18 protein-coding genes and 1 pseudogene are annotated in these 22,389 nt (G+C 62.3%); 5 read left to right on the plus strand and 14 right to left on the minus strand.

The genetic code is table 11. The features are described 5' to 3' along the window. Positions 1–16: 16 nt before the first annotated feature. On the plus strand, positions 17–1,540 hold the full coding sequence (locus HJB83_RS04340) for a class I adenylate-forming enzyme family protein (RefSeq protein WP_221131321.1): 1,524 nt from the start codon (positions 17–19) through the stop codon (positions 1,538–1,540). Beyond that, positions 1,518–2,723, plus strand: a complete 1,206-nt coding sequence (locus tag HJB83_RS04345) for a thiolase family protein (RefSeq protein WP_207585116.1) — start codon at positions 1,518–1,520, stop codon at positions 2,721–2,723. The genes HJB83_RS04340 and HJB83_RS04345 overlap by 23 nt, the downstream gene beginning before the upstream one ends. A gap of 118 nt (positions 2,724–2,841) precedes the next feature. On the opposite strand, the gene HJB83_RS04350 is transcribed toward HJB83_RS04345, so the two are convergent. Next, positions 2,842–3,300, minus strand: a complete 459-nt coding sequence (locus tag HJB83_RS04350) for a carboxymuconolactone decarboxylase family protein (protein WP_221131322.1) — start codon at positions 3,298–3,300, stop codon at positions 2,842–2,844. 384 nt (positions 3,301–3,684) lie between these two features. Here HJB83_RS04350 and HJB83_RS04355 point away from each other — a divergent pair, with 384 nt between their 5' ends. Beyond that, positions 3,685–4,449 (plus strand): SDR family oxidoreductase, encoded by a 765-nt coding sequence (locus tag HJB83_RS04355; RefSeq protein ID WP_221131323.1) that lies wholly within the window; start codon positions 3,685–3,687, stop codon positions 4,447–4,449. A 37-nt stretch (positions 4,450–4,486) separates the two neighbouring features. Further along, entirely contained in the window at positions 4,487–4,900 is a 414-nt protein-coding gene (locus HJB83_RS04360) for a cupin domain-containing protein (RefSeq protein ID WP_207585113.1), read from the plus strand. A gap of 47 nt (positions 4,901–4,947) precedes the next feature. Here HJB83_RS04360 and HJB83_RS04365 read toward each other — a convergent pair whose 3' ends face one another. Both HJB83_RS04365 and HJB83_RS04370 read right to left on the minus strand, forming a co-directional pair. Further along, positions 4,948–6,231: a cystathionine gamma-synthase family protein gene (locus HJB83_RS04365; RefSeq protein WP_207585112.1), complete on the minus strand. Its 1,284-nt coding sequence runs from the start codon at positions 6,229–6,231 to the stop codon at positions 4,948–4,950. An 86-nt stretch (positions 6,232–6,317) separates the two neighbouring features. Continuing rightward, the gene (locus HJB83_RS04370) at positions 6,318–7,397 is read right to left on the minus strand and encodes a YihY/virulence factor BrkB family protein (protein WP_207585111.1); all 1,080 of its coding nucleotides are present in this window, start codon (positions 7,395–7,397) and stop codon (positions 6,318–6,320) included. Positions 7,398–8,559: 1,162 nt separating this feature from the next. Between HJB83_RS04370 and HJB83_RS04375 the strand changes: the two genes are divergently transcribed. Continuing rightward, the gene (locus HJB83_RS04375) at positions 8,560–8,697 is read left to right on the plus strand and encodes a hypothetical protein (RefSeq protein ID WP_207585110.1); all 138 of its coding nucleotides are present in this window, start codon (positions 8,560–8,562) and stop codon (positions 8,695–8,697) included. Positions 8,698–10,112: 1,415 nt separating this feature from the next. Here the strand turns inward: HJB83_RS04375 and HJB83_RS04380 are convergent. From HJB83_RS04380 to HJB83_RS04430, 11 genes and pseudogenes are all read right to left on the minus strand, one after another. Next, positions 10,113–11,006 (minus strand): annotated as a pseudogene (locus tag HJB83_RS04380) (protein-L-isoaspartate O-methyltransferase family protein). 298 nt (positions 11,007–11,304) lie between these two features. Then, positions 11,305–11,814: a GNAT family N-acetyltransferase gene (locus tag HJB83_RS04385; RefSeq protein ID WP_207585108.1), complete on the minus strand. Its 510-nt coding sequence runs from the start codon at positions 11,812–11,814 to the stop codon at positions 11,305–11,307. Between the two features lie 139 nt (positions 11,815–11,953). Then, on the minus strand, positions 11,954–13,024 hold the full coding sequence (locus HJB83_RS04390) for an ABC transporter ATP-binding protein (RefSeq protein WP_207585107.1): 1,071 nt from the start codon (positions 13,022–13,024) through the stop codon (positions 11,954–11,956). 14 nt (positions 13,025–13,038) lie between these two features. Continuing rightward, the gene (locus HJB83_RS04395) at positions 13,039–14,565 is read right to left on the minus strand and encodes a DUF5060 domain-containing protein (protein ID WP_221131324.1); all 1,527 of its coding nucleotides are present in this window, start codon (positions 14,563–14,565) and stop codon (positions 13,039–13,041) included. Positions 14,566–14,597: 32 nt separating this feature from the next. Continuing rightward, positions 14,598–15,425, minus strand: coding sequence for a carbohydrate ABC transporter permease (locus HJB83_RS04400; protein ID WP_259669695.1), 828 nt, complete (start codon positions 15,423–15,425; stop codon positions 14,598–14,600). 53 nt (positions 15,426–15,478) lie between these two features. Continuing rightward, a complete protein-coding gene (locus HJB83_RS04405; protein WP_207585104.1) occupies positions 15,479–16,378 on the minus strand; it encodes a carbohydrate ABC transporter permease in 900 nt (299 codons plus the stop codon). A gap of 93 nt (positions 16,379–16,471) precedes the next feature. Then, positions 16,472–17,725 carry an ABC transporter substrate-binding protein gene (locus HJB83_RS04410; protein ID WP_207585103.1) on the minus strand — a complete coding sequence of 418 codons (1,254 nt, stop codon included), beginning with the start codon at positions 17,723–17,725 and terminating at the stop codon, positions 16,472–16,474. 46 nt (positions 17,726–17,771) lie between these two features. After that, on the minus strand, positions 17,772–18,443 hold the full coding sequence (gene dhaL / locus HJB83_RS04415; protein WP_207585102.1) for a dihydroxyacetone kinase subunit DhaL: 672 nt from the start codon (positions 18,441–18,443) through the stop codon (positions 17,772–17,774). A 3-nt stretch (positions 18,444–18,446) separates the two neighbouring features. Beyond that, complete coding sequence (locus HJB83_RS04420; RefSeq protein WP_221131325.1) at positions 18,447–19,451, minus strand: dihydroxyacetone kinase subunit DhaK; 1,005 nt, start codon at positions 19,449–19,451, stop codon at positions 18,447–18,449. A gap of 56 nt (positions 19,452–19,507) precedes the next feature. After that, entirely contained in the window at positions 19,508–21,358 is a 1,851-nt protein-coding gene (locus HJB83_RS04425) for a hypothetical protein (protein WP_221131326.1), read from the minus strand. Further along, complete coding sequence (locus HJB83_RS04430) at positions 21,355–22,389, minus strand: Gfo/Idh/MocA family protein (protein ID WP_221131327.1); 1,035 nt, start codon at positions 22,387–22,389, stop codon at positions 21,355–21,357. The genes HJB83_RS04425 and HJB83_RS04430 overlap by 4 nt, the downstream gene beginning before the upstream one ends.

Raw genomic sequence — 22,389 nt, forward strand, 5'->3', positions numbered from 1 at the left:
AAACCAGCGGGTGTCCATGCCGATCCATGCGCAGCTTCTTCGACATGCAACGGAAAGGCCGGATAAACCGGCCCTGGTGATCGACGGCCGCTCCTTGAGCTACCGCGAGCTCTATTCGCGCGCCAAGGCGATTTACCGTTTTCTCCAGGAATTGCCGCGCTCGAGCCGCCGCAAGCTCGAGCTGCCCTCGGTGGAGAAGCTTGCTGCGCTCAGCCTCGGCAATCATATCGGCTTCGCCGAGTATTTTGTCGCCGCCACCGCCATCCCGAATGCCTGCGCAGTGATCGACCCGATGATGCCGCCGGAGAGGATCGAGCGCATCATCGAGCGGCTGGCGCCGGACGTGCTTGTTGTCGACGACGATGCCGGGCCGAACGCCGAGATCGGCCGCAGGTTCGGCGTTCCCGTCGTCGTCGCCGGAACCGAACCCTTTGATGTTGGCGCAGCGGCAGGCGACCTGCCTGATGATGCCGAGGGAATTTTTCTGATCGGCTTTACCTCAGGCACCACCGCCGAGCCGAAAGCCTATTATCGCTCGCGCGAGCAATGGCGCAGCAGCCTCGACCGGGGCCGTCTCGTTTTCGAGCTCGAAGACGCGCCATCGACCCTATGCCCGGGAGCGCTGGCGCATGGGCTGGCGCTTTACGCCTTGGTCGAAGCCTTGGATGCCGGCGGCACCTTTTATTCGGTGAGGAAATGGGATGCCGAGGCCGTCGCGCGCACGCTCTCGGCCGAAGAGATCGAGCGGCTGGTCGCCGTGCCCACCCATATAGCCGGCATATCAAGGGCCTGGGCCGCCAAACCGGCTCTGACATCCCTGCGCGATGTCCTGACCGCCGGCGCAAAATTGGACGTGAACGGGGTCGAATCCATGCGCCGTCTTTTTCCGAAGGCGCGCATAAGGGAATATTACGGCGCATCCGAAATCGGTTTCATGACGGTCTCGACGCTCGTCGGCGGCGCGGTCGATTTTCCGATCGATCGGGTGGGACAAGCCTATCCCGGCGTGGAAATTTCCATTCGCGACCCTGATGAAAACAACGTCGGGACCGATGTGCCGGGAACCATATTCGTCAGGAGCGACCTGATCGCCGACGGCTATCTCTGGGGTGACGACGGTCAGGCATTCCGGGTCACCGAGGCGGGAGCGACGGTCGGGGACCTCGGCGAACTCGATGAAAACGGCATGCTGCGGGTGATCGGCAGGGCAGGCGGCATGATGATATCCGGCGGCAATAATGTTTATCCCGCCGAAGTCGAAAGCGCCCTAAAAGCTTGCCCGGGGGTCGACGATGCCGTCGTCTTCGGGCTGCCGGATGCCTATTACGGCCAGCGGATCGTCGCGGTCGTGTCGGGAGAGGCGACAGATCCAAAAATCCTGGCCGATTATTGCGCGGATAAGCTCGTCAGGTACAAGATCCCCAGGCAATTCTACCATATCGGATCCTGGCCGATGACGAGCAGCGGCAAGATTGCCAGGGGGCACGTGGAAACGGCTGTGATCTCGGGAGACGATCTTGTCCTACGCCTATCAGCCTGACGAGGATTGGCAGCCGGTCGTGGTTGCCGCTTACCGCACGCCGATCGGGCGGGCTTTCGGATCGCTTTCGACAGTTGCGGCGGAAGACCTGCTCGCGCCGATCATCCGTCGGATCCTTTCCGAAACGGCAATTGCGCCCGACGTTATAGACGACGTCCTGGTCGGTAACGCCGCCGGCGGTGGTGGCAACATCGCGCGGCTGGCGGCACTCGCCGCAGGCCTGCCCATGGCGGTTCCGGGTGTGACGATCGACCGGCAATGCGGTTCAGGCCTGGAAGCGATCATCATGGCCGCCCGCCTGATCCAGGCGAAAGCGGGCTGCTGCTTTCTGGCCGGCGGCGTCGAGAGCGTCAGCACCGCGCCATGGCGTGTCGAACGACCAAAAGCCAATGGGGCACTACCGCGCTTTTATGGGCGCGCCCGGTTTTCGCCTGATGCCGTCGGCGATCCTGAGATGGGAATTGCCGCCGAAAACGTCGCCCGTCAATTCGGCATATCGCGGCAGAGACAGGATGAATTCGCGCTCCGCAGTCACCAGCTCGCCGCCGCGGCGGCCGATGCCGGCATCTTTCGGCCCGAGATCGTCGAAATCTCCACCGGCCACGGACTGGTCGAACGCGACGAATGCCCGCGCCCATCCACATCGCTCAAGGCGCTCGCAAACCTCCGGCCGGTCTTTCTCCCCGGCGGTTCGGTGACAGCAGGCAATGCCTGCCCTGTGAATGACGGCGCCTGCCTGGTGCTGGTCATGAGCCGCGGGATGGCGAAAAGTCTCGGCATCGACAAGGGCCTCGCCTTCATCGACAGCGCGGCGGCCGGTGTCGACCCCAACCTGCTTGGCATCGGTCCGGTTGCCTCGACCAAAAAGCTCTTTCAGCGTCAGCCCGGGCTCTCGCTCGCCGCCGTCGATGCCATCGAATTCAACGAGGCTTTCGCGGCCCAGGTTCTGGCATCGCTGGATCAACTCGAAGTTTCCGCGGACGCGGTCAACAGCAATGGCGGCGCCATTGCCTTGGGTCATCCGTTCGGCGCATCCGGTGCAATCCTCGTCACCCGGCTCTACAGCCAGCTGATCCGCGCCCATAAAAGCGGCTCAGCTGCCGGCGCGACCGGCCTGGCAATGATCGGCATCGGCGGCGGCATCGGGCTGACCGCCATGTTCGAGACCGCCACGCTTTCCTGATCATAAGGGTATCGTGTGTCGTCGCCACCAAACATCACACCGAGTAACAAACCAGGTTTTTAGCAAACTGAGCCGGGCGAAGCTCTTCGCCCGGTCCGTTCTTCATGCTGCGATCCCGTCAGGCGGCGATGCGATTGTGATCCGCGGGGTGCTGAAGCCGGAAGCCGATCGCCAGCCTGTTCCAGGCGTTGATCATCGCAATGCCGATCGAAAGGGCCACGAGTTCGTCATCCGAAAAATTGCTATGCGCCTCTTCATAAACATTATCAGGCGCATGGCTTTTCGCGATTTCTGTGAGCGCCTCGGCCCAGGCGAGGGCGGCCCGCTCCCGTTGGGTGAAGAGCTGCGACTCGCGCCACGCATTCAGAAGCAGCAGCCGGTCGTCCGTTTCGCCGAGCTTCAGGGCGTCCTGACGGTGCATATGCAGGCAGTGAGCGCATCCGTTCATCTGGGAAACGCGCACTTTGACAAGTTCGAGCAGCTTCGGGTCGAAGCTCTTGGCGATCCAGGCTTCGACGGCGACCAGACCGTCAACGCCGCTGTTCTTATGGGCTATGAAGTTCAAACGCTTGATCATTCTCGTCTCCATCGAGAGGGTTGATGACGCAAGCCACGGCTTGCCCGACAGTGGATACGCCGTGCCATCAGGCTCGCCTATCTGCTCCGAGGGTAGGTTCGGCCGATCCCGGATGACGTGAAACTCCTCCATTTCGGCCGGATGGATCGAGCGCAGGGCGAGCCCGGCTACTGCCTACGCATAGGGTGACCGCGACTGGGGGAGAATGGTTCGGGGCCGCGATCCGGCGCATTCTGCAGCCCGTCGGTTCCGGCCGGCCGCGCCGGAAAATCCCCGCGGCGACGGTCCCCATTCCGATGAAGTCGCTTGCCTCGCCGAGGAGGCGATTTCGGCAGCCACCTCAGGTCAACAGAGGAAATCCTCGCAAGGACAAGGAGACTACCCATGAAGATCGTCATTATCGGCGGCACCGGGCTGATCGGCTCGAAGACCGTGGAAAGATTGCGCAACAAGGGACACGAGGTGCTGGCGGCGTCGCCGAATTCGGGCGTCGATACGATCACCGGCAAGGGCCTGACGGAGGCGCTCGCAGGTGCCCAGGTGGTGCTCGATCTCGCCAACTCACCCTCCTTCGAGGACAAGGCGGTCCTCGAATTCTTCCAGACTTCGGGCCGCAACCTGCTCAAGGCAGCGGCTGCCGCCGGCGTGAAGCATCACATCGCGCTGTCGATCGTCGGCATGGAGCGGCTGCAGGGCAGCGGCTACATGCGCGCCAAGATGGCCCAGGAACAGCTGATCAAGGCTTCCGGCATCCCCTACACCATCGTGCACTCGACGCAGTTCCATGAATTCATGGCCGGCATCGCCCAGTCGGGCACGGTCGGTCAGATGGTGCATCTGTCGCCGGCCTATGTGCAGCCGATCGCATCGGACGATGTCGCCGACGTCATGGCCGAAGTGGCGCTTGCCGAGCCTGCGAACGGCACGATCGAGATTGGCGGACCGGAGAAAATCCGCCTCACCGACATCGTGACGCGCCTCCTGAAAGCGACGAACGATCCGCGCCAGGTGATGGCGGATCCCCACGCCCGCTATTTCGGCGTCGAGCTCGAAGACGACTCGCTGGTAACCGGAGCCAAGGCGCGGCTCGGCCGGATCCGCTTCGACGATTGGCTCAGCCGGCAGCCGCCGCAGAAAAAGAGCGCCTAACAGCGAGACCACGTCCCATCAACGCAGGAGACCACACATGCTCAGGAAAATGATCTCGGCGGCCGCGCTCGCCATTGTCCTTGCCGCCGGCACTCAGGCTTATGCTGCAGGCGGCGACGCGAAGGTTCGCGTCGTTTTCGACCAGAAGCTTCCCAATGTTCCCGGCAAGAGCATGCGGGCGGTGCTCGTCGAATATGGGCCGGGCGGCTCGTCGCCCGGCCATACGCACCCGGCCTCGGCCTTCATCTACGCCACCGTTCTCGAAGGGGCGATCACCAGCAAGGTGAATGACGGGCCGGAGAAGGTCTATAAGGCCGGCGAAAGCTTTCCCGAATTTCCGGGTGATCATCACGCCGTCAGCAAGAATGCCAGCAAGACAAAGCCGGCCCGCCTGCTTGCGGTCTTCGTGCTGAATACCGACGAGACGGAACTGACAACCGACGACAAGTGACGTCCCCACGATGCCCGGCGCCGCCGGGCATCGATTTCCCCGCCGTATCAGGCCGCCTGCAGCGCCATCTCCAGGTCGGCGATCAGATCGTCCGGATGCTCGATGCCGATCGACAGGCGGATCGTCGATTCCAGCACGCCGATGCGCTGGCGGACATCGGCGGGCACGCCGGAATGCGTCATGGCGGCCGGATGGCTCGCAAGCGATTCCGTGCCGCCGAGGCTGACCGCAAGTTTGAAGACCTGCAGCGCGTTCAGGAATTTGAAGGCGGCCGGCTGGCCGCCGCGAATGTCGAAGGAGAAGGTGGAGCCGGCGCCGGTGCATTGCGCGGCGAAGGTCCGGCCGGATGGTGAATCCGGATCGTGATAGGGCAGGTAGTGGACTTTCTCGACCTTCGGATGATCGCGCAGAAAATCGGCAACGGCCCGCGCATTGCTGTTTGCCCGTTCCATGCGCAGCTGCAGCGTTTCCAGCGACCGGCCGAGCATCCAGCAGGAATGCGGATCGAGCTGCGTGCCGATCGCGCCGCGCAGCGCCTTGACCTGCTTGATGACAGCCTTGCGGCCGAGAACGGCGCCGGCGATCAGGTCGGAATGGCCGCCGACATATTTGGTCAGCGAATAGAGCGAGATATCGGCGCCGTGTTCGATCGGCCGCTGGAAAACCGGGCCGAGCAGGGTATTGTCGCAGACGATGATCGGCGTATGCCCCTGCTTTGCGCCGATCGTGTGGGCCACGCGCCGGATCATCGCGACATCGACCAGGCTGTTGGTCGGATTGGCGGGTGTTTCGATCAGGATGACGGAAACGCGGCCCTTCGCCATCGCCTCTTCCGCCGCCTTCTGCACCGATCCCTCGCTGACGCCATCGGCAAAGCCGACGGCGCCGACGCCGAAATTGAGGAACGTCTTTGCCAGCAAGGTTTCCGTGCCGCCATAAAGCGGCTGCGAATGCAGGATCGCATCGCCCGGCCGGACGAAGGCGAACAAGGTCGTGGCGATCGCCGACATGCCTGAGGAAAACAGCGCGCCGCTTTCCGTCCGCTCGTAAACGGCGAGCCTGTCCTCGACGATCTCGCTATTGGGATGATTGAAGCGCGAATAGACGAGACCCGCGCCTTTCCCCGCCGGCGGCTCGCGGCGGCCCGAGACGTAATCGAAGAAATCGCGGCCATCCTCGGCCGACTTGAAGACGAAGGTGGAGGTGAGGAATACCGGCGGCTTGACCGCCCCTTCCGAGAGTTCGGGATCGTAGCCGTAATTCAGCATCTGCGTTTCGGGATGCAGTGCATGATTGCCGATATGGGTTTTGGAAGGATGCGGGGCCGTCATGATCGTCTCCTCTGTCGGGGTTGCGGAAGGATAAAATACATCAAAACCACAGGTGAGGCGCAGTCATTGATGATGCTCCTCAATGATCAGTTGACGGCCTCGCCCAGAGTGTCTGCAACATAGGCGCCACGCGCGCCCATCGGCAGCGGCGTGCCCGTCGTCGTATCCCTCGCGGTCTGATGCTCCAGTTCGGCGTTGAGCTCCGCGCCGATGACGAGAATGACGACGGAAAGCCAGATCCAGATGAGGAGGCCGATCAGCGCACCGAGCGTGCCGTAGGTCGCGTTATAATTGGCAAAATGATCGAGGTAGAAGGAGAAGCCGAGAGACATGGCGGCCCAGGCGACCGTCGTCAGAACGGCGCCCCACGTCATCCACCGGAGCTTGGCAGGCTCCCGGCTGGGGCCAAAGCGGTAGACTGAGGTAACCGCCACCGCGACGACCAGCAGCAGCAGCGGCCACCGCAGGAGAAGGGCCATGTGCTCGTTGAACTGATCGAGCCAGAGATAGGAAAGCACAACCGGCATGACGCCGACAAGCGCCACCATCACCACCGTCAGAAGCATCGCGCTCAAGGTGAAGCAGAGTCCGACGAGGTTCAACCGGATAAGACCGCGCTTTTCATTCTCCTCATAGGCGACGTTCATCGCATCGAAGATCGCCAGCGTGCCGCTATGCGTGCTCCATAGCGCGATGCCGAGACCGACGAAAAAGGTGATGCCAAGTGCACTGTCGCGCTTATTGACGAGTTCCTTGATCTGATCGGCAAGTAGATCGAACGCTCCCGGCGGCATGAGGCCGGCCAATTCGCGAAGATGTTCGGATATGGTGATCGGATCGGCAACCAGCCCGTAGAGCGCCACCAGAGCCGCCATGGCGGGAAACAGCGCCAGCAGCAGATAAAAGGTCACACCCGCGGCAATGAGTGTGACCCGGTCGTTCAGGACTTCATGGTAGACGCGCCAGAACACATCGCGAAGTCCGCGGAGCGGAATAGCCTCGGGCGTCGCGGCGCTGCGGCCATGATCGTCAACCGCGCGGCGGGGTTCGGCACTCGGGGGAACGGAACTGCGCTCCGTTGCCTGCATCAACGCAAGTGCGCCGATCGCCGCAGCCACCATCGCCGCTGCGATCGACATCTTCTTGAGGTGAAGCACATCTGGCATGAGGATGCTCTCCGCTCTGGTGCGGGGATAACGCAGAGTGCCGCTAAAGGATGCAAGCCGCTGCCTCCCGCGACCATTCGAGCGGGGGGCAAAATCATTCCGTTCCTCGAGCCTGTCGAGTAACGGCAATTTTGACCGATTCGGGCTTGTCAAACCGGTCGCTGCGGGGGAATCTATCGCCTGGTGGCGGGGGGTATGGTGCAGCTTACAAAATTCTAAGCCATTGATCTCGTTATTATCACTTCCAGTTATGGAAGTGAATTCGCACTTTAGTTTCGTTACTGACTGGGCGGTCTTTTCGACAAGCCTGCCCGACAACCATCGTTTCGGTCTCAAAGGCAGCGAATTCTGGCTCCAAGCGTCTGCAATGTTGCGACCACAGCGCCTGTCAGCGATCGACAAAACAATAACGCCAGTGGCAATCCCCTGCAATAGCTGCTCTCGTTATCGACCGCGAATATCGGGAACCGGACGCGGAGGTGCTTCTGCCCGGCATCATCCATGTTGCCCGCCGCCGAAGCCGGAGCATTGCCTGCCCGCGATCGAGATCGAGATCTCAATACCTCGGTCGCAGCCGGACAACGCATTCACGATACGCCCCCGAAAGTCTCGTCTGCAGACCGGGTCGGCGCTGCTTGAGAACCAGCCCCTGCCGTGCGCCTCGACCAGCCATCGCGCGATGGATGCGGTGTCACATGGCGGAAGGGCAATCGGCTCGATATCTCCAAGCATCGACCGATGAAAAATGCACGTCCGACGATGCACGCGATCGCCTCGTCACGGGCGTGCGACAGCCGAGCCTCGGCCGGGTCAGACCTCGGCCAAAGGCTCTTCCCGGCACGAGGCCTGGCGCGTCACCAGGCGAATCCCTGAACTCGGATGTAGGTCCGCTTGCCTGATTGCCCGTTGTCCGCGGACAACTTCCAATCAGACGATGGCCGCAAAGCCTATTCAACACGCCCCGCAACTGGTGTGCATGGCAGCGAAATGCGAGGGGCGCACCGACGCCGAATGGATGCAAAGAGCAGCGCTGCGGCGTCTCCCTCGAGGCAATGGCCTTCGGCCTGTGCCCCTTAGGATGAGGGACGCCTAGAGGGTGCCGCCGTCCATAGGAGACGCCAGGAATCTGCGCCCAACAACGAGCGCTGGAGAATGCCGTGCCGTGGCCCACGAGAGCCTCATCCCGAGGCGCACCGCCTCGAAGGACGAGGCGGGCGCGCCGACGTCGAAGGAATGCAAGGAGCAGCGCTGGAGCGGACCCTTCGAGGCTCCGGCCGTCGGCCTGCGCGCCTCAGGATGAGGAACGCCCTGAGGGTGCCGTCCTCAACAAGGGACACTGCGGATCTGCGCTCCAATAGTGCGCGTTGAAGAACCCGCGCCACCGCACACGAGAGCATCATCCTGAGGCGCCCCGCAAGAGGCCTCGAAGGGCGAGGCCGGTGCGCCGACGCCGAAGGAGTGCAAGGAACGGCGCTGAGCACGTCCTTCGAGGCTCCGGCTGTCGGCCTGCGTGTCTCAAGATGAGGCGCACGCTGGAGGATGCGCCCCCAACAAGGGGCGGTAGATTTCCTGCGTCTCAATTTCAGGCGTTGAAGATTCCGATACTACCCCCGAGAGCCTCACCCTGAAGCGCGCCGCTCGGGGCCTCGACGGGCGATGCGGGTGCGCCGACGTCGAGGGAAATGCAAGGAGCAGCGTCGGCGCCGCGCGCTAAAGGTGAGGAAGGATCAGCTATGCAAAAGCCTGAGCGTCGAGAATACGGGATTGATCGTAAATGGGTTGTCCGCGGACAACCCGGTGACCATCGAGACAGAACAAGTTCTCGAGAACACTTCACCTTACGCTGTCGTCCAATTGAGCCTGAGGCGCTCCCCGCAAACGCCTCAAAGGACGCAGCGACCTGCTCGCTTCGGGAATGAGTGGCGGCGCAGCGCAAGTTGTCCGCGGACAACGCCGCCGAATCCGGCCGCGAGCAATAATCAAAAGCTGCGCCCAATTCGACCCTCTTGCAGCGTCACCCGTCTTGCCACCCAGCCGCCAAGCTTGAATTTGCCGCGTCGCGGCACTACCTCGTGATGGACCGAAGCGCTTCACCCCTCCGAGCCGCTTGGGTCCGACAGACAGTCATTCCTCCTCCCAGGCTGTCGCTCACTATCGAAGCCCGGTGCCTCTCCCGCGCCGGGCTTTCGCTGTTTCGGCAAACCACTGGAGTAGCCGGACAGGCCACATCCTCCATTTCTTCCGCTCCTATCGATCCGGTCCTCAAACGGGATCGGCGGAGCCGGCGGCAAAGTTCATTGCCTGCGTCGCCAACCTGCGCCGAAGCTGCCGCCTTGCCGCCGGCGGTGGTGCGCAATTCATATGAACTTTCGCCGCATGGCCGCGGCTCGAATACTCGGCGCCTCCGGCTCGATCTCGAAGATCATCGACAGCAAATTTCAACAGCAGAGCTTCCCGCTTCAACTGGGGAGAGGCGCCGTTGGCGAGCTTGCGCTAAGCTTCGGGAAGGCCGGATCTAAGGTCGACACTCCGAACGTGTCATCGCCCATACCATCTCCGCCGGATGCTCGGGTGTTGCGATGTCGTCGCTGATCAAACCTGCGGCCGACTGATCGCGCCGGGCGAAGGGGCGAGGGGCATCGAGATCTTCGGCGTGGTGGGCTGCGTCGCTGTTCGCAACGGAGATGCAGCAGTCGGCACTCTGGAAGGAATGCTTCAGGGATCGTCATAGCAGAGCGCCCATTGGTCGCCGATATACCAGCAGCGTCCTATCCGCGGGTCCGTCTTCCAGAGCAGGCTTTTGATGAACTCGATGCCGCCGCGCTGGAAGGCGGTCGTCAGCGCCTCGATCTCGTTCTCCTCGATCATCAATCCACCATCGGCGCAGACAAAATAGGCTGTGCCGATCCAACGCGCTGCAAATCCACTCGCGCCGCGCTCAATACGAAGTGCGGCGCCGTGAGAGGCATGACGACCGCCATTCGCCGGCCGGCCCTGGCGCGGTACGCCGAGGGGCAACACCAGGCGCCCTCCGGCTCGCAGCTTTTCGATCCACGGCGCTGCGGGACGCCCGACGGCGAAATTCACGCAGATCGCATCCACTTCTTGCTGCGGCCATTGGTTGCCGTCGGCGGTGATGACGCTGACATTGGACCGGTCGGCAAGCGCTGCTTGGGCATGGCCGGCCAGATCGGGGTCCATTTCTACGGCATAGACATGCCCGGTGGCGCCCACCAGCTCCGCGAGAATGGCGCTATAATAACCGGTGCCGGCACCGATATGAGCGATGCGATCACCGATCTGGGCGTCCAATTCCGCCAGGAGACGGGCATGCAGCGACGGGCTGCCATTGTTGACGCCCTTGTCGGGCTGCAAGGCGAACAGCGCATCCTAATAGGCCAGAACCACATCTGAGGAGAGCAGGGGGCGATATCCGCCACCGAGATTGGCGATCTGCCATGGCGGCGCACCGAGGAATTTTTCGCGGGGGACAGCGGCAAAGGCAGCCTCGATCCGCGGGTTCGTCGTTCCGGCGGTTGCTGCCACCTGATGGGCGTAAGCGCGGCGGATCAACGCAAGTTCGTCGGTCGTGAACATCGCAGCGGACATGGCTAATCTCCGGACATGACTTTGATCTGTGCCGTTTTCTCCGTCTTTGCGCCTGCAAATCTATCCACGCTCGACACCTGGCCGCTGTCGACGGCGGATAGCATCCTGCAGCAGTCTGCACGTATGGCGGAAGTTAAGCCCATGTTTGCTTCCATTACAGAAAACTACGTTGTTACGTCATAGACTTAACATGGCAACGCTATATAATTCGAACCCGCCGCCGCAGGTCAGAACCGACCTGCACGCGGGCATCACCGGCGCGTGGCGTCGACACCTCCCCATAACGTCGTCGAGGCATTCAGCCGTGCGGCGTCGCGCGACCCATGGCGTTTACGCTGAAACGCTTCTTGATCCTGTCGACTTGCGTTCCGTCCTGAAGCGGAACCTGAACCAGCCTGTCATAGGTCTCAAAGCCCATCTTCGCGTAATAGCCAAGTCCGCTGATATTGTCGGCGCGGATGGTCGCATTGATGAATTCCAGCCCGAGCTCTTTTGCTGCCGCTCTTGTCGCGGGAAAAAGCGCGCTGCCGACGCCCGCGGTCTTTGGGCTCAGGCGGGCAAAGGTCGCAATGTCGGCGACGCCTTTCGGCGGATCGCCGTATAAGCTCAGCGATTGAAAGCCGACAAGCGACTGATCGTGCTCTGCAACATGGCAGACAAGCGGAAACTCGCCGTCGATGAACCAATCGACGAACTCGCCGGCCGAAAGCGGGGTCTCGAGCGCTGTCGTTCCGCCTGCCCGGATGAGCTCGTTCAGGAGAGCGCTCAGCTCCTCTGCGTCGGAGGAGGCGGCTTTTCGGATGTGCATGTCTTGGCTACCTCGTCGTTCGCCAACAACCTATCGGCGAAATTTCGAGATGACAAGTCACCATTTCGTCTGCCAGATGAGGCATCGTCCAGCGCACCCGACACCGATTTCGCGTTCGCCGATTGCGCGCAAACTGTCGTCAGGCGTTCAATCGCTGCTGCGTCTGCCGGTCGAAGAAATGAACCTTGGAGGTTTCGAAGGAAAGCTTCACCGGCTGTTCCGGGACGAGCTCGACACGTTCGCGCACGACCCATGTCAGCTCCCGGCCGTCGACTTCCACGGCGACATGGGTTTCCGATCCTGTCGGTTCGACCACCTTGACCACGGCATCCACCCCGTTCTCGTCGCCGAAGGCGATGTCTTCGGGACGGATGCCGAGTGTCAGCGGCCGTTTGGCGGAATTGGCCGGCGCCCGCGAGAGCGCTACGCGCGAACCGCTGGACAGCGCCAATGCCGGCTTTCCCCCATCGTCGATCGTCCCTTCGAGAAAATTCATGGCGGGGGAGCCGAGGAAACCGGCGACGAAGATGTTGCGCGGCCTGTCATAGAGCTCGAGCGGGCTGCCGATCTGCTCGACGCGGCCGGCATGCAGCACGACGATCTTGTCGGCCATGGTCATGGCTTCGATCTGGTCATGGGTGACGTAGACGATGGTGGTCTTCAGCCGCTGGTGCAGGGCCTTGATCTCCGCCCGCATCTTTACACGCAGTTTCGCATCGAGATTGGAGAGCGGCTCGTCGAACAGAAAGACTTTGGGATCACGAACGATGGCGCGGCCCATGGCGACGCGCTGGCGTTGCCCACCGGAAAGCTGGGCCGGCTTGCGGTGGAGAAGCGGCTGCAAGCCGAGAATAGCGGCGGCTTCGCCGACCTTCTTCTCGATCTCAGGCCGCTTGGCGCCGGCAAGCTCCAGCGCGAAGCCCATGTTCTGGGAGACGGTCATCTGTGGGTACAGCGCGTAGTTCTGGAAGACCATCGCGATATCGCGATCCTTCGGCTGCAGATTGTTCACCACCCGGCCGTCGATGCTGATCTGGCCGCCGGTGACGTCTTCGAGCCCGGCGATCATGCGCAGCAAGGTCGACTTGCCGCAGCCGGAGGGGCCGACGAGAATGGTGAATTCACCATCGGCGATCTCGACGTCGACACCATGAATAATATCGACGGTGCCGAAGGATTTCTTGACGTTTCTGATGCTCAAGCCTGACATTTTGGACCCCTTGATTAGTTCTTCCCGCGCCGGCGCACGCGCAGCGCCTGGTATGGCTTGGGCGGGATTTTGACGCCGAAGGCCGCGTCCGGCTTGCCGCCGCGCACGATCGAGCCATGGCGGGTCGGATGCGGAACGGGCGCGGCCACCTTTTCAGCCGGCGTGATCGTCATCTCCCAGGTGTCGATGATATCGACATCGTAATCGTCGCCATCGACAGGCAGGCCAGTGGACCAGATGACCGGCTGATGTTCGCCGAAATAGATCAGCCGGAAATCGCCGTCGCCGTCACGCGCGCCCGATACCCGCGACCAGGGCCATTCGCCGATGATACCGAGCGGCTCGAGCCCATGTTTGACGTCGGCCTCCAGCAGATCGCGAAGGAAGCCGATGCGCTTCCAGGCCTCGCCGCGCAGCTCGCCGCCCTTGGCCCACCAGATCAGATCCTCGGGATGGGAATAGGTCTCGCCATGGCCGGCATAACCGCCGCGCGCCATGGTGATCCAGAAGCGATGCACGAGTTCCCCCGCATGGAGATTGCCCCATGACTGCAGGATGTCGCCCTCATATTCCGGCTCGTCGTTGACGACAGGCTTGCCATAGGCATCGCGCCATTCCTGGGTGCGCTTGACGTCAGGGTTCTGAATGCAGCTATGCGTGACCCACGGCTTGCGATGATCGAAATTCGCCGTAACGTCGCCATTGTGGATGGAACGCAGGTGCTGGTAGGGGTCGTTTTCCTCCAGGATGTGGAAGTAGCGGTCCCACTGCGCCATCGGTTTGGTGTCGATGAGGAAATCATATTCATTGGCGAGCGACCACCAGACGTTCCGGCAGGCGGAAAGACGCGCGGCCAGATATTCGACATAGCGGAAATCCTGCGCGGCCGACATGTCGGCATAGCCCCAGCGGTCATAGGGGTGGAAGATGATGATATCGGCCTCGATGCCGAGTTCGCAAAGCGCCGCGACCTGCTTTTCGAAATGCTGGAAGGCGGCGGGGTTGGGCCGGTCGAAATCTTGGCCGCCATCCGCGCCGCGTTCGAAGCAGGCATGCAGCGGCTCGTTGACATTATAGGGATAGTCCTTTGGAAACACGCCCATGCGCATCTTGTTGAAACGCGCCGTCTTGAGGGTTTCCAGCGTCTGCTTCTGCATGTCGAGCGGCTGGTGCGTCCAGGCGTAGCAGGTTGTTCCGAAGGAGAGGAACGGCGTGCCGTCGGCATAGGCGAAATGGAATTTGTTGCGCACGCGCACCGGGCCGTGATTGCCGGCCGAAGGTGCGGTCGCGGTCAAAACACCGGTCTTGCCGTCGAGGGCCGCGGTCTTGGAGCGCATCTTGAACGACCACTCACCCTCACTGTCGGGCATGAAACGGATGCGATAAGTGCCGTTGCCGTCATAGAAGCCCGGTACGCGCACATCGCGGCTCTTCTGGGTGAACACGGCATCGAATGCCACGTCGAGATAGGGATTGCCGCCGGCCGGCCCCTCGAAGGCGGCCTCGAACACACCCCATTTTTCGACTGTTGCATCAGACATTCTGTCTCTCCTCGTGAGATAAGATTTCGCGATCAGCCCTTGACGGCGCCGGAGGTGAGGCCGGAGACGAAGTAGCGCTGGAACATGAGATAGACGATCGTCGCCGGCAGAACGGTCATGACGATCGCCGCGTTGAGCTGGCCGTAATTGCTGGAGAACTGCCCCTGGAATGACATCAGGCCGAGCGGCAATGTCCACATGTGCTGGTCCTGCAGCAGCACCAGCGCCATGGCGAATTCGTTCCAGGTGGAAACGAAATCGAGGATGAGCAGCGCGGCAAGCACGGGCAGGCACACCGGTAGGAAGATCCGCCGGAAGATGGTGAAGTGGGTTGCGCCGTCGATCAGGGCCGCTTCCGACAGCTCCTTGGGAATGCCCTTGAAGAAGCCATGCAGGATGAAGACCTGATAGGGAACGCCAAAGGCGATATAGGGAAGGATGACGCCGGGATAGGTGTCGATCAGGCCGAAGGAATTGACCAGGGTGAAGAGCGGCGCCAGCATCACCTGGAAGGGGATCATCGTGCCGAAGACGACGACGAGCAGCAGGGCCTTGCTGATCTTCAGCTTGATCTTGGCCAGAGCATAGGCGGCCATGGCCGACAGGAACAGGCCGAGCGGCACCTTGATGACGGTGATGACGACGCTGTTCAGAAAGGAGTTGGCGAAATTGCCGCGGCTCCAGGCAGCGCTGTAATTGTCATAGGCAAGCTGGGTCGGCGGCATGAAGGCGCCGGTGCTCGTCACCGCCGCCGGCGTCTTCAGCGAGGTAAAGACGATGAACACGAAGGGCGCGACCCAGACGAGGGCGACGATGATAAGCGTGATCCAGAGGCCGATCAGAACGGGATCGCGCTTCATCGACGACGGCTGGACTTCGAGATGCACGGCGGCGGTATCGCTCGGCACTGCTGTCACGATTCGACCTCCTCGTGCTTCTGGGTCCATCTCAAATAGGGAATGACGACGGCCATGGTGATCAGCAGCAGGACGACGGAGATCGCCGCACCCCGGCCGAAATCGAAGATCTGCATGGCCTGCGTGAAGGCCCAGAGCGCCAGCATCTGGGTGGACTGCGCCGGCCCGCCGCCGGTCAGGCCGTAGACGATATCGAAGGCCTTCAGCGAGGAGATGATCGAAAGAACGAGAACGATGGTGATCGTCGGGCGCAATGCCGGCAGCGTCACATGCTTGAACACCGCCCAGCGGCCGGCGCCGTCGATGCGCGCGGCCTCCACCAGCGTCTGCGAGACATTCTGCAGGCCGGCCAGGAACAGCACCATCGAGAAACCCACCGTCTGCCAGAGATAGGCGACGAAGACGGAATAGAGGGCGATATCCCTGTTGCCGAGCCAGTCCTTGATCCAGCTCTGCATGCCCCAGGAGGTCAGCAGCTGGGCGAACAGGCCAAAGAAGGGATCGTACATCCATTTCCACATGGTGGCGACGGCGATCGGCGCGATGATGACGGGCAGATAGAAAATCGCCCTCAGGCCGTTGCGGCCGAAGATCTTCTGATTGAGGCTGAGCGCCAGGAGCAGTCCGACCATCGGCGGGAAGATCAGGCTCATCAAAGTCCAGATCACCGTGTTGCGGAAGGCAACCCAGAAGACCGGGTCCCGGGTGAAGATCGCCGAATAATTGGCAATGCCCACGAATTGCCGGTTGGCATCCAGCCCGTTCCACTTCTGGAAGCTCAGGATGACGACGTTGAGCATCGGGTAGAGCGCAAAGACCGCATAGATCGCCAGCGCCGGCACCAGCAGGATCGCCGCTTGCACGCGCGGATCATGAGTCGATTGTCGAAGTGACATGCTTTCCTCCTGAGGGCAAAGCAGCCGCCAGCTGATGAAAGAATGTGCCAGCCGATCAACTCAGCGGTCGATCGACTGGCGCCTTGGAAGGAATCAGCTTCTGCTTGCGATGAAGCTCTGCAGCTGCTTGACCGCGTCGGCCGGCTCGGTGTTGCCGGAGGCGACGTCGTTGATGACACGGAAATATTCCGTCGTGACATCGAGCGGGAAGGCCTGATCGCCGTTCATGTAGACCTTGCCGAATTTCTGGAAGATCCCCAGCCATTCCGCCTCGAGCGGCTTCTGGTTGGCGTACTGCACGTTCTTGTTGACGGAAGTCGAGCTCAGCTGGCCGAGCAGATCCTGCTGCACCTTCGTCGACAGGAAATAGTCGAGGAATTTCGCGGCGGTGTCAGGATTTTTGCTCTTGGTGCTGATGTAATTGTACTCGGCGAAGCCATAGAGACGGTCGGTATTGGTCGGGAAGGGGAAGATGCCGTAATCGTCGAGATTGGCGCCGGAGCCGTTGAGCTGGCTGACCAACCAGTCGCCTTCGAGCATCATCGCCGCGCGGCCTGCGGTGAAGAGGCTGTAGGACTGCTTGTTGTCGATGCCCATGAACGGCTGCAGCGTATAATCCTTCGTCCACTTCGCAAACTCGGCGAAGGCCTCCGTCGCACAGGGTTCCTTGGTCCAATCCAGCGTCATAGCCTTCAGTGCATCATGCTTTTCGGCGCCGCACTTGGTTTCGAGGATGACGTCCATCAGGCGCATGACGTGCCAGTTGACCGTGCCACCGAAGGTGAAGGCAGGGATGCCGGCGGCTTTCAGCTTGTCGGCCGCGGCGAGAAATTCCTCATAGGTCTTCGGCTCTTCCTTGATGCCGGCCTGTTCGAAAAGCTTCTTGTTGTAATAGACGGCTTCGCCCTTGAAGGTGAAGGGAACGCCATGCTTGCCACCCGGATAGAGGTCGGCGAAAGCCGCAGCGGCGGGCAGCAATTCGTCGTTCCATTTATATTCGGCATAATATTTGTCGAGCGGCAGGGAGAGACCGGCCTTCACATATTCGCCGCCAAGGCCGAGGCCCGCCCAGCTGAAATAAATGTCGGGGCCTTTGTCGGAACCGGCCGCGACGCGGAGCGCCGTCTTATGCTCGTCGACGGCGCGCTGAACGATCTCGACATGGGTTCCCGGGTTTGCCGCTTCAAAATCCGTCGCAACCTTCTTGAGCGCGCCGTTGGCGGCGTTGTTGTCGAAGTTGAGGGTCCAGAGCGTGATGTCTTCGGCAAGAACCGGCGTCGCGGCGAAAGACGCCATGGCGATCGCGACGATGCTCGCAGTCTTCAATTTCGCGGATAGGGTCAGCATTACCGTCCTCCTCTTGATAAGCGGCCCCCTTGTTGCAGATAGTCATTCACATGTCAACTGGTATGATGAGATAACCATCATGCTGCCGAACGAATTTTGCGATCGCGGTGATGATGATGACGGCCGAGGCCGCTCCGGGGTCGATATGGCCGATCGCTCGTTTCCCCAGCCGCGATGCCCGCCCCTTGGCCGCCGTCATATCCCGGGTCGCTTCGCAGCCTTGGCGCGCTGCCCGCTCCGCCATGTCGAAGCATTCAGGAAGGGCGGTTCCCGACGCCCAGGCCTTGAGCGCCGCATCGGCCGCCGGCTTCCAGGCGTCGACCATGGTCTTTTCGCCGGGCTCCGCCTTGCCGCGTTCCTGAATGCCTTGCGCCATCGCCGCGAAAGCCCGCACAAAATTGTCATCGCTCAGGTTAGACCTGTCCTTGACCGAAGCGCCTGCGCGCATAAAGGCGGTGGCATAGAGCGGGCCCGATGACGCGCCGACCGCATTCAGAAATGCCTTTGCCGCAGCGTTGAAGGCAGGCGTCGGCGCAGTCTGCGCGGCATCGAGCCCGCCGACGGCCTTGGCGGCGGCTTCACAGCCGGCGTCCATGGCAAGGCCGTGATCTCCGTCGCCGATGGCGCCATCCAACTCGCAGAGATGATCGCGCTGCGCGGCGATGCCCTCGGCGATCAAGGCAAAGAGGTGCTGCAGGTCTTTCGTCGTGATCAGCATCGATCACCTCGTAAACATGGCGCAATCGCAGGGATGGTCGATTAGCCGCTGAAGCTCGTCGTCGAGGTGCATGAGCGTCACCGAAGCGCCGGCCATTTCGAGCGACGTGCAGTAATTCCCGACGAGCGAGCTATGGATGACAAGCCCCGCCTCGTCGAGCCGCGCCTTCACGCGCCGCATCATGATGTAGAGCTCCATCATCGGCGTGGAGCCCAGCGAGTTGACGAGCACGGCGACACGGTCGCCCCGTTCTGCCTTCATCTCGCGGAGGATGCTGTCCATCAGTTCGTCGGTCACCGCGTCGGCCGCCTTCAGCGGCTCGCGAGCCATGCCGGGCTCGCCATGGATGCCCATGCCGATCTCCATCTCGCCGTCGCCGATCAGGAAATTCGGTTTCAAGGTCTGCGGCAGCGAACAAGGCGCGAGCGCCACACCCATCGTATAGGTTCGCGAATTGGCATGGCGGGCGGCGCGCTCGACCTCGTCGAAGGAATAGAGAAGATCGCAGGCAGCACCAGCGGCCTTGAAGATGAAGACATTGCCCGCCACGCCGCGCCGCCTGTCCCTCTGATCGGCGGGGGCGGACGCGACATCGTCGGTGGTCAGGACGGTGCGCACCTCGATCTCGTCAAGCGCCAGCATTTCGGCGGCCATGTCGAAGTTCATGACGTCGCCGGCATAATTGCCGTACATGAAGAGCACGCCGGCGCCGCCGTCGACGGCTTTGGCGCAGGCGATGATCGGATCGGGGGGCGGCGAGGCGAAGACATTGCCGATCGCGGCGGCATCCGCCAGCCCCTTGCCGACATAGCCGAGGAATGTCGGTTCGTGCCCGGACCCGCCGCCGATCACCAGCCCGACCTTGCCCTTGCGCGGTCCGTTTCGGGCAATGATGGCGCGCGGCATGTCGTCCACGGCATAAAGGTGCCCGGGATGGGCCGCGAGAACGCCTTGCAGCATCTCATCGACGGCATCTGCGCCTGCATTGATAAGCTTCTTCGTCTTCACGCCGATCCTCCCCAGAACGAGCTCCGACTGCATAGATGCGGCTGGCGCGCCGGACGTCAATCCGCCCGCGGCAAGACGACCGTTCCGAAAGGCGCGAGCCGCAGCTCTTTATCCAGTGCGCCGCCGTCGACCCTTCGCTCTTCGCTGGTCAGATTGACCACAAAGATCCTGGCGCCTGCGGCATCCCGCGCCATGAAGGACAGCACTTCGGACGGCGAAGACGAGACGCATTCCTGCCAGGACGCGCCGGCGAGGGCCGACAAGGTCCGCACCGTGTTGAACAGCGGCCGCCGCCCGCCTTGCTCGACCGGTTCATCCGGGCCGGCGATCAGGCCGAAAGGGCCGGTCAGGGCCGAAAGCGTCAGGCATTCGAGATCGGCATCCAGCACCCGGATCGCGTAGCCGAGCGCGAAAGCCTCCGCGAAACGCCCGTTGTGGCGCGGGTCGCGATTGGCCATCGGGATGCGTCCGCCCGCAGGATTGTCCATGGTGCGGCTACCATAAGGGTTCTGCCGCATCGGGATCGTCGACGGGCCGATGCGATAGGGCTTGTCGCCGTAGACCGCGCGGACGGATCGCGTGATGAACGGCAGCGCTTCCAATGTCTGCATGACGCTGAGATCGTCGGCCGCATGCACGATCGGATTGGTGCAATGGCTGACGAAATCGATCTCGCCTGATGGCACGCGCTTGCGGTTGAGTTCGGTGAAATAGCTCAGCATGCCGCCGCCGATGCGAGTGCCGGGGAAGGCGGCGCGGGCCGCGGCATAGATCTCTTCGAGGGGAGGGCAGTCCGGCCATTTGCTGCCAGGCGGCGTCGATTGCCGATCGACGGAAGGCGAGATCAGGATCGCTTCCGGTTCGAAGTCCGCGCGCTGCATCTGGCGGGCAATCTCGGCCGCTTCGCTCGATGGCGACGACTTGCAGGCAAGCGCGATCTCCAGCGTCGTACGGCCCCGATGGGCGGCAGCGATCGCGGCAAATTTCTGCAGCGCTTCGGCGCCATGTCCAGCGTTCGCATCGAAATGGAAGACAAGCTCGCGCGGCGCGATCTCCGACAGGAGGGACCGGGCCGAGAGCGTCGCATCGGCCTCCTGCGGCGTAACGACCACGCCGATATCGGGCATGGTGCCGGTCCGTGTTCCAAGTTCGAGCCTTATGACATCGCTCGACGTCGCGGCTGAGACCGCTGCGGAACGGCTGGCGTCGCTGATCATCAGCGACGTCTTCTGCCGAACCGGTTGGTTGGCGAAAATCCGATAGGGCCAGGGCAGGGCGAGCGGCCTGACATAGGTCTTGTAGGAGGCATCGGACCAGTTCCTCTGATCCTCCATTTCGAAAATGTCGCCTTCCATCCGGCATTCCGCCGCAACTCCGGGCACGACCTCATGGGAAATAGCGCGCATATCCTGGAACGGCTGCCAGGGTTCGATCACATCGGGAAAGCGTGTCTCGACGATCCGGCCGTCGACATGCTCGACCGTCGCCGCTGAACCGGCCACACCGACGATCGGATGCAGGATGCAGAAGCCGCAGCGATTGGTCTCGAAGCCGGTCTCGCTCGTGGCTTCGGCTTCGGCTTCGAAGTCGAGCCGGTCCGCCCGTCCCACGATGCGGACGTCGATGACGAGCCTCGTCTCGTCGGGTCCCTTGCAGCGGGCCTGATAGCCAACTTCGAAACGATCGTCATCCTGCTCAATCCTGAGATCGGCGATCTCGGGGCCGTAGGTTCCCCAGTCCCGGTCGCGAACGAGGTAGGAAATCGCCCGCAGCACCTCGACCCCATCGTAGCAGATGGTGCGGAGGTTGCCGTCGGCGAGATCGACGGTCAACTTTCCGGCCGTCAGGCGAACCGGCGGCCTTTCCTGGGCGCGGGTGCCGTAAAGCTGGAACGAATCGGCCGTCATCGCAGCATCGCCCCGACATCGATCGTCTGCCCCCGCGCCGCACTGTCATAGGCGGCCTCGACGAGAGCGAAGGTCTTCAGATTGTCGGCCCCTGACGTCGAGTGCTCCGCGCCGCGCTTGAGCTGATCGACCCAATGCTGCTGGATCGCGTAGACGCTCTCCTGGATATTGTGCCAGGGCCGCGAGGCCCAGGATAGCAGCTTCGGAGAGACGTCCGTGGTGGTGGTGCCCTTGGCGTTGGTCACTTCAAGGCTGTAGCCCTGGGTCAAGCGAATCGTGCCCTCGGCGCCGTCGAGTTCGATCAGGGTCTCGGGGAAGGGCTCTTTCGAGAGCTTGGTGGCGTAGCTGACGTCGACGACCGAAGTCACTCCGTTCTCATGATCGAGCAGAATGGTAGCGACATCCTCGCCCTTGATTTTTGGATTGACCCGCCTGGTGCGAGCCGTCAGCGAGCGGATGTCGCCGAGGATATAGCGAGCGATGTCGAGTGTATGAATGCCGAGATCTTCGATGATGAAGCGCTCGCCTTCGGCGAGATAGGGCTGGCCGGAAAAAACGTCGTAGCCCGAGCGGAAGGAGAAGCGGCCCCAGAAGGGCGTGCCGATCGCGCCGGCAGCGAGCGCCTTGCGAACCGCCTGGATCGGCGCCTGCCAACGAAAATTCTCGTGCACCATCAGGGCGACGCCGGCATTGCGGCAGGCCTCGACCATCGCCTTCGCATCCGACAGCGTCTTGGCGAACGGCTTCTGGCAGATGGCCGGCACCCTATTGCCGGCGGCCATTTCCACCAGCGCGCGGTGGCTCTGGACGGTGGTGGCGATATCGACGAAATCGAAGCCGCCATCGGTAAACAAGGCCTCGGCATCGCTATAGCGGCGCTCGATGCCGAACTGGTCGCCGACGATCTTCAGCCGCTCCGGATCGCGGTCGCAGATCGCGACGATCGTGGCGCCGTCGACATCGCTCCAGGCGTGCATCTGGTTGATCGCAAAGAAGCCGCAGCCGATCAACGCGCCTTTCAATTCGGTCAT

Source organism: Rhizobium sp. NZLR11 (assembly GCF_019685115.1).
Taxonomy (GTDB): Bacteria; Pseudomonadota; Alphaproteobacteria; order Rhizobiales; family Rhizobiaceae; genus Rhizobium.

Coding starts and splice junctions, on each gene's coding strand:
- HJB83_RS04340 (WP_221131321.1), top strand. CDS start 17: ATGCCGATCCATGCGCAGCTTCTTCGACATGCAACGGAAAGGCCGGAT.
- HJB83_RS04350 (WP_221131322.1), bottom strand. CDS start 3,300: ATGATCAAGCGTTTGAACTTCATAGCCCATAAGAACAGCGGCGTTGAC.
- HJB83_RS04355 (WP_221131323.1), top strand. CDS start 3,685: ATGAAGATCGTCATTATCGGCGGCACCGGGCTGATCGGCTCGAAGACC.
- HJB83_RS04360 (WP_207585113.1), top strand. CDS start 4,487: ATGCTCAGGAAAATGATCTCGGCGGCCGCGCTCGCCATTGTCCTTGCC.
- HJB83_RS04365 (WP_207585112.1), bottom strand. CDS start 6,231: ATGACGGCCCCGCATCCTTCCAAAACCCATATCGGCAATCATGCACTG.
- HJB83_RS04370 (WP_207585111.1), bottom strand. CDS start 7,397: ATGCCAGATGTGCTTCACCTCAAGAAGATGTCGATCGCAGCGGCGATG.
- HJB83_RS04385 (WP_207585108.1), bottom strand. CDS start 11,814: ATGCACATCCGAAAAGCCGCCTCCTCCGACGCAGAGGAGCTGAGCGCT.
- HJB83_RS04390 (WP_207585107.1), bottom strand. CDS start 13,024: ATGTCAGGCTTGAGCATCAGAAACGTCAAGAAATCCTTCGGCACCGTC.
- HJB83_RS04395 (WP_221131324.1), bottom strand. CDS start 14,565: ATGTCTGATGCAACAGTCGAAAAATGGGGTGTGTTCGAGGCCGCCTTC.
- HJB83_RS04400 (WP_259669695.1), bottom strand. CDS start 15,425: ATGAAGCGCGATCCCGTTCTGATCGGCCTCTGGATCACGCTTATCATC.
- HJB83_RS04405 (WP_207585104.1), bottom strand. CDS start 16,378: ATGTCACTTCGACAATCGACTCATGATCCGCGCGTGCAAGCGGCGATC.
- HJB83_RS04410 (WP_207585103.1), bottom strand. CDS start 17,725: ATGCTGACCCTATCCGCGAAATTGAAGACTGCGAGCATCGTCGCGATC.
- dhaL (WP_207585102.1), bottom strand. CDS start 18,443: ATGCTGATCACGACGAAAGACCTGCAGCACCTCTTTGCCTTGATCGCC.
- HJB83_RS04425 (WP_221131326.1), bottom strand. CDS start 21,358: ATGACGGCCGATTCGTTCCAGCTTTACGGCACCCGCGCCCAGGAAAGG.
- HJB83_RS04430 (WP_221131327.1), bottom strand. CDS start 22,389: ATGACCGAATTGAAAGGCGCGTTGATCGGCTGCGGCTTCTTTGCGATC.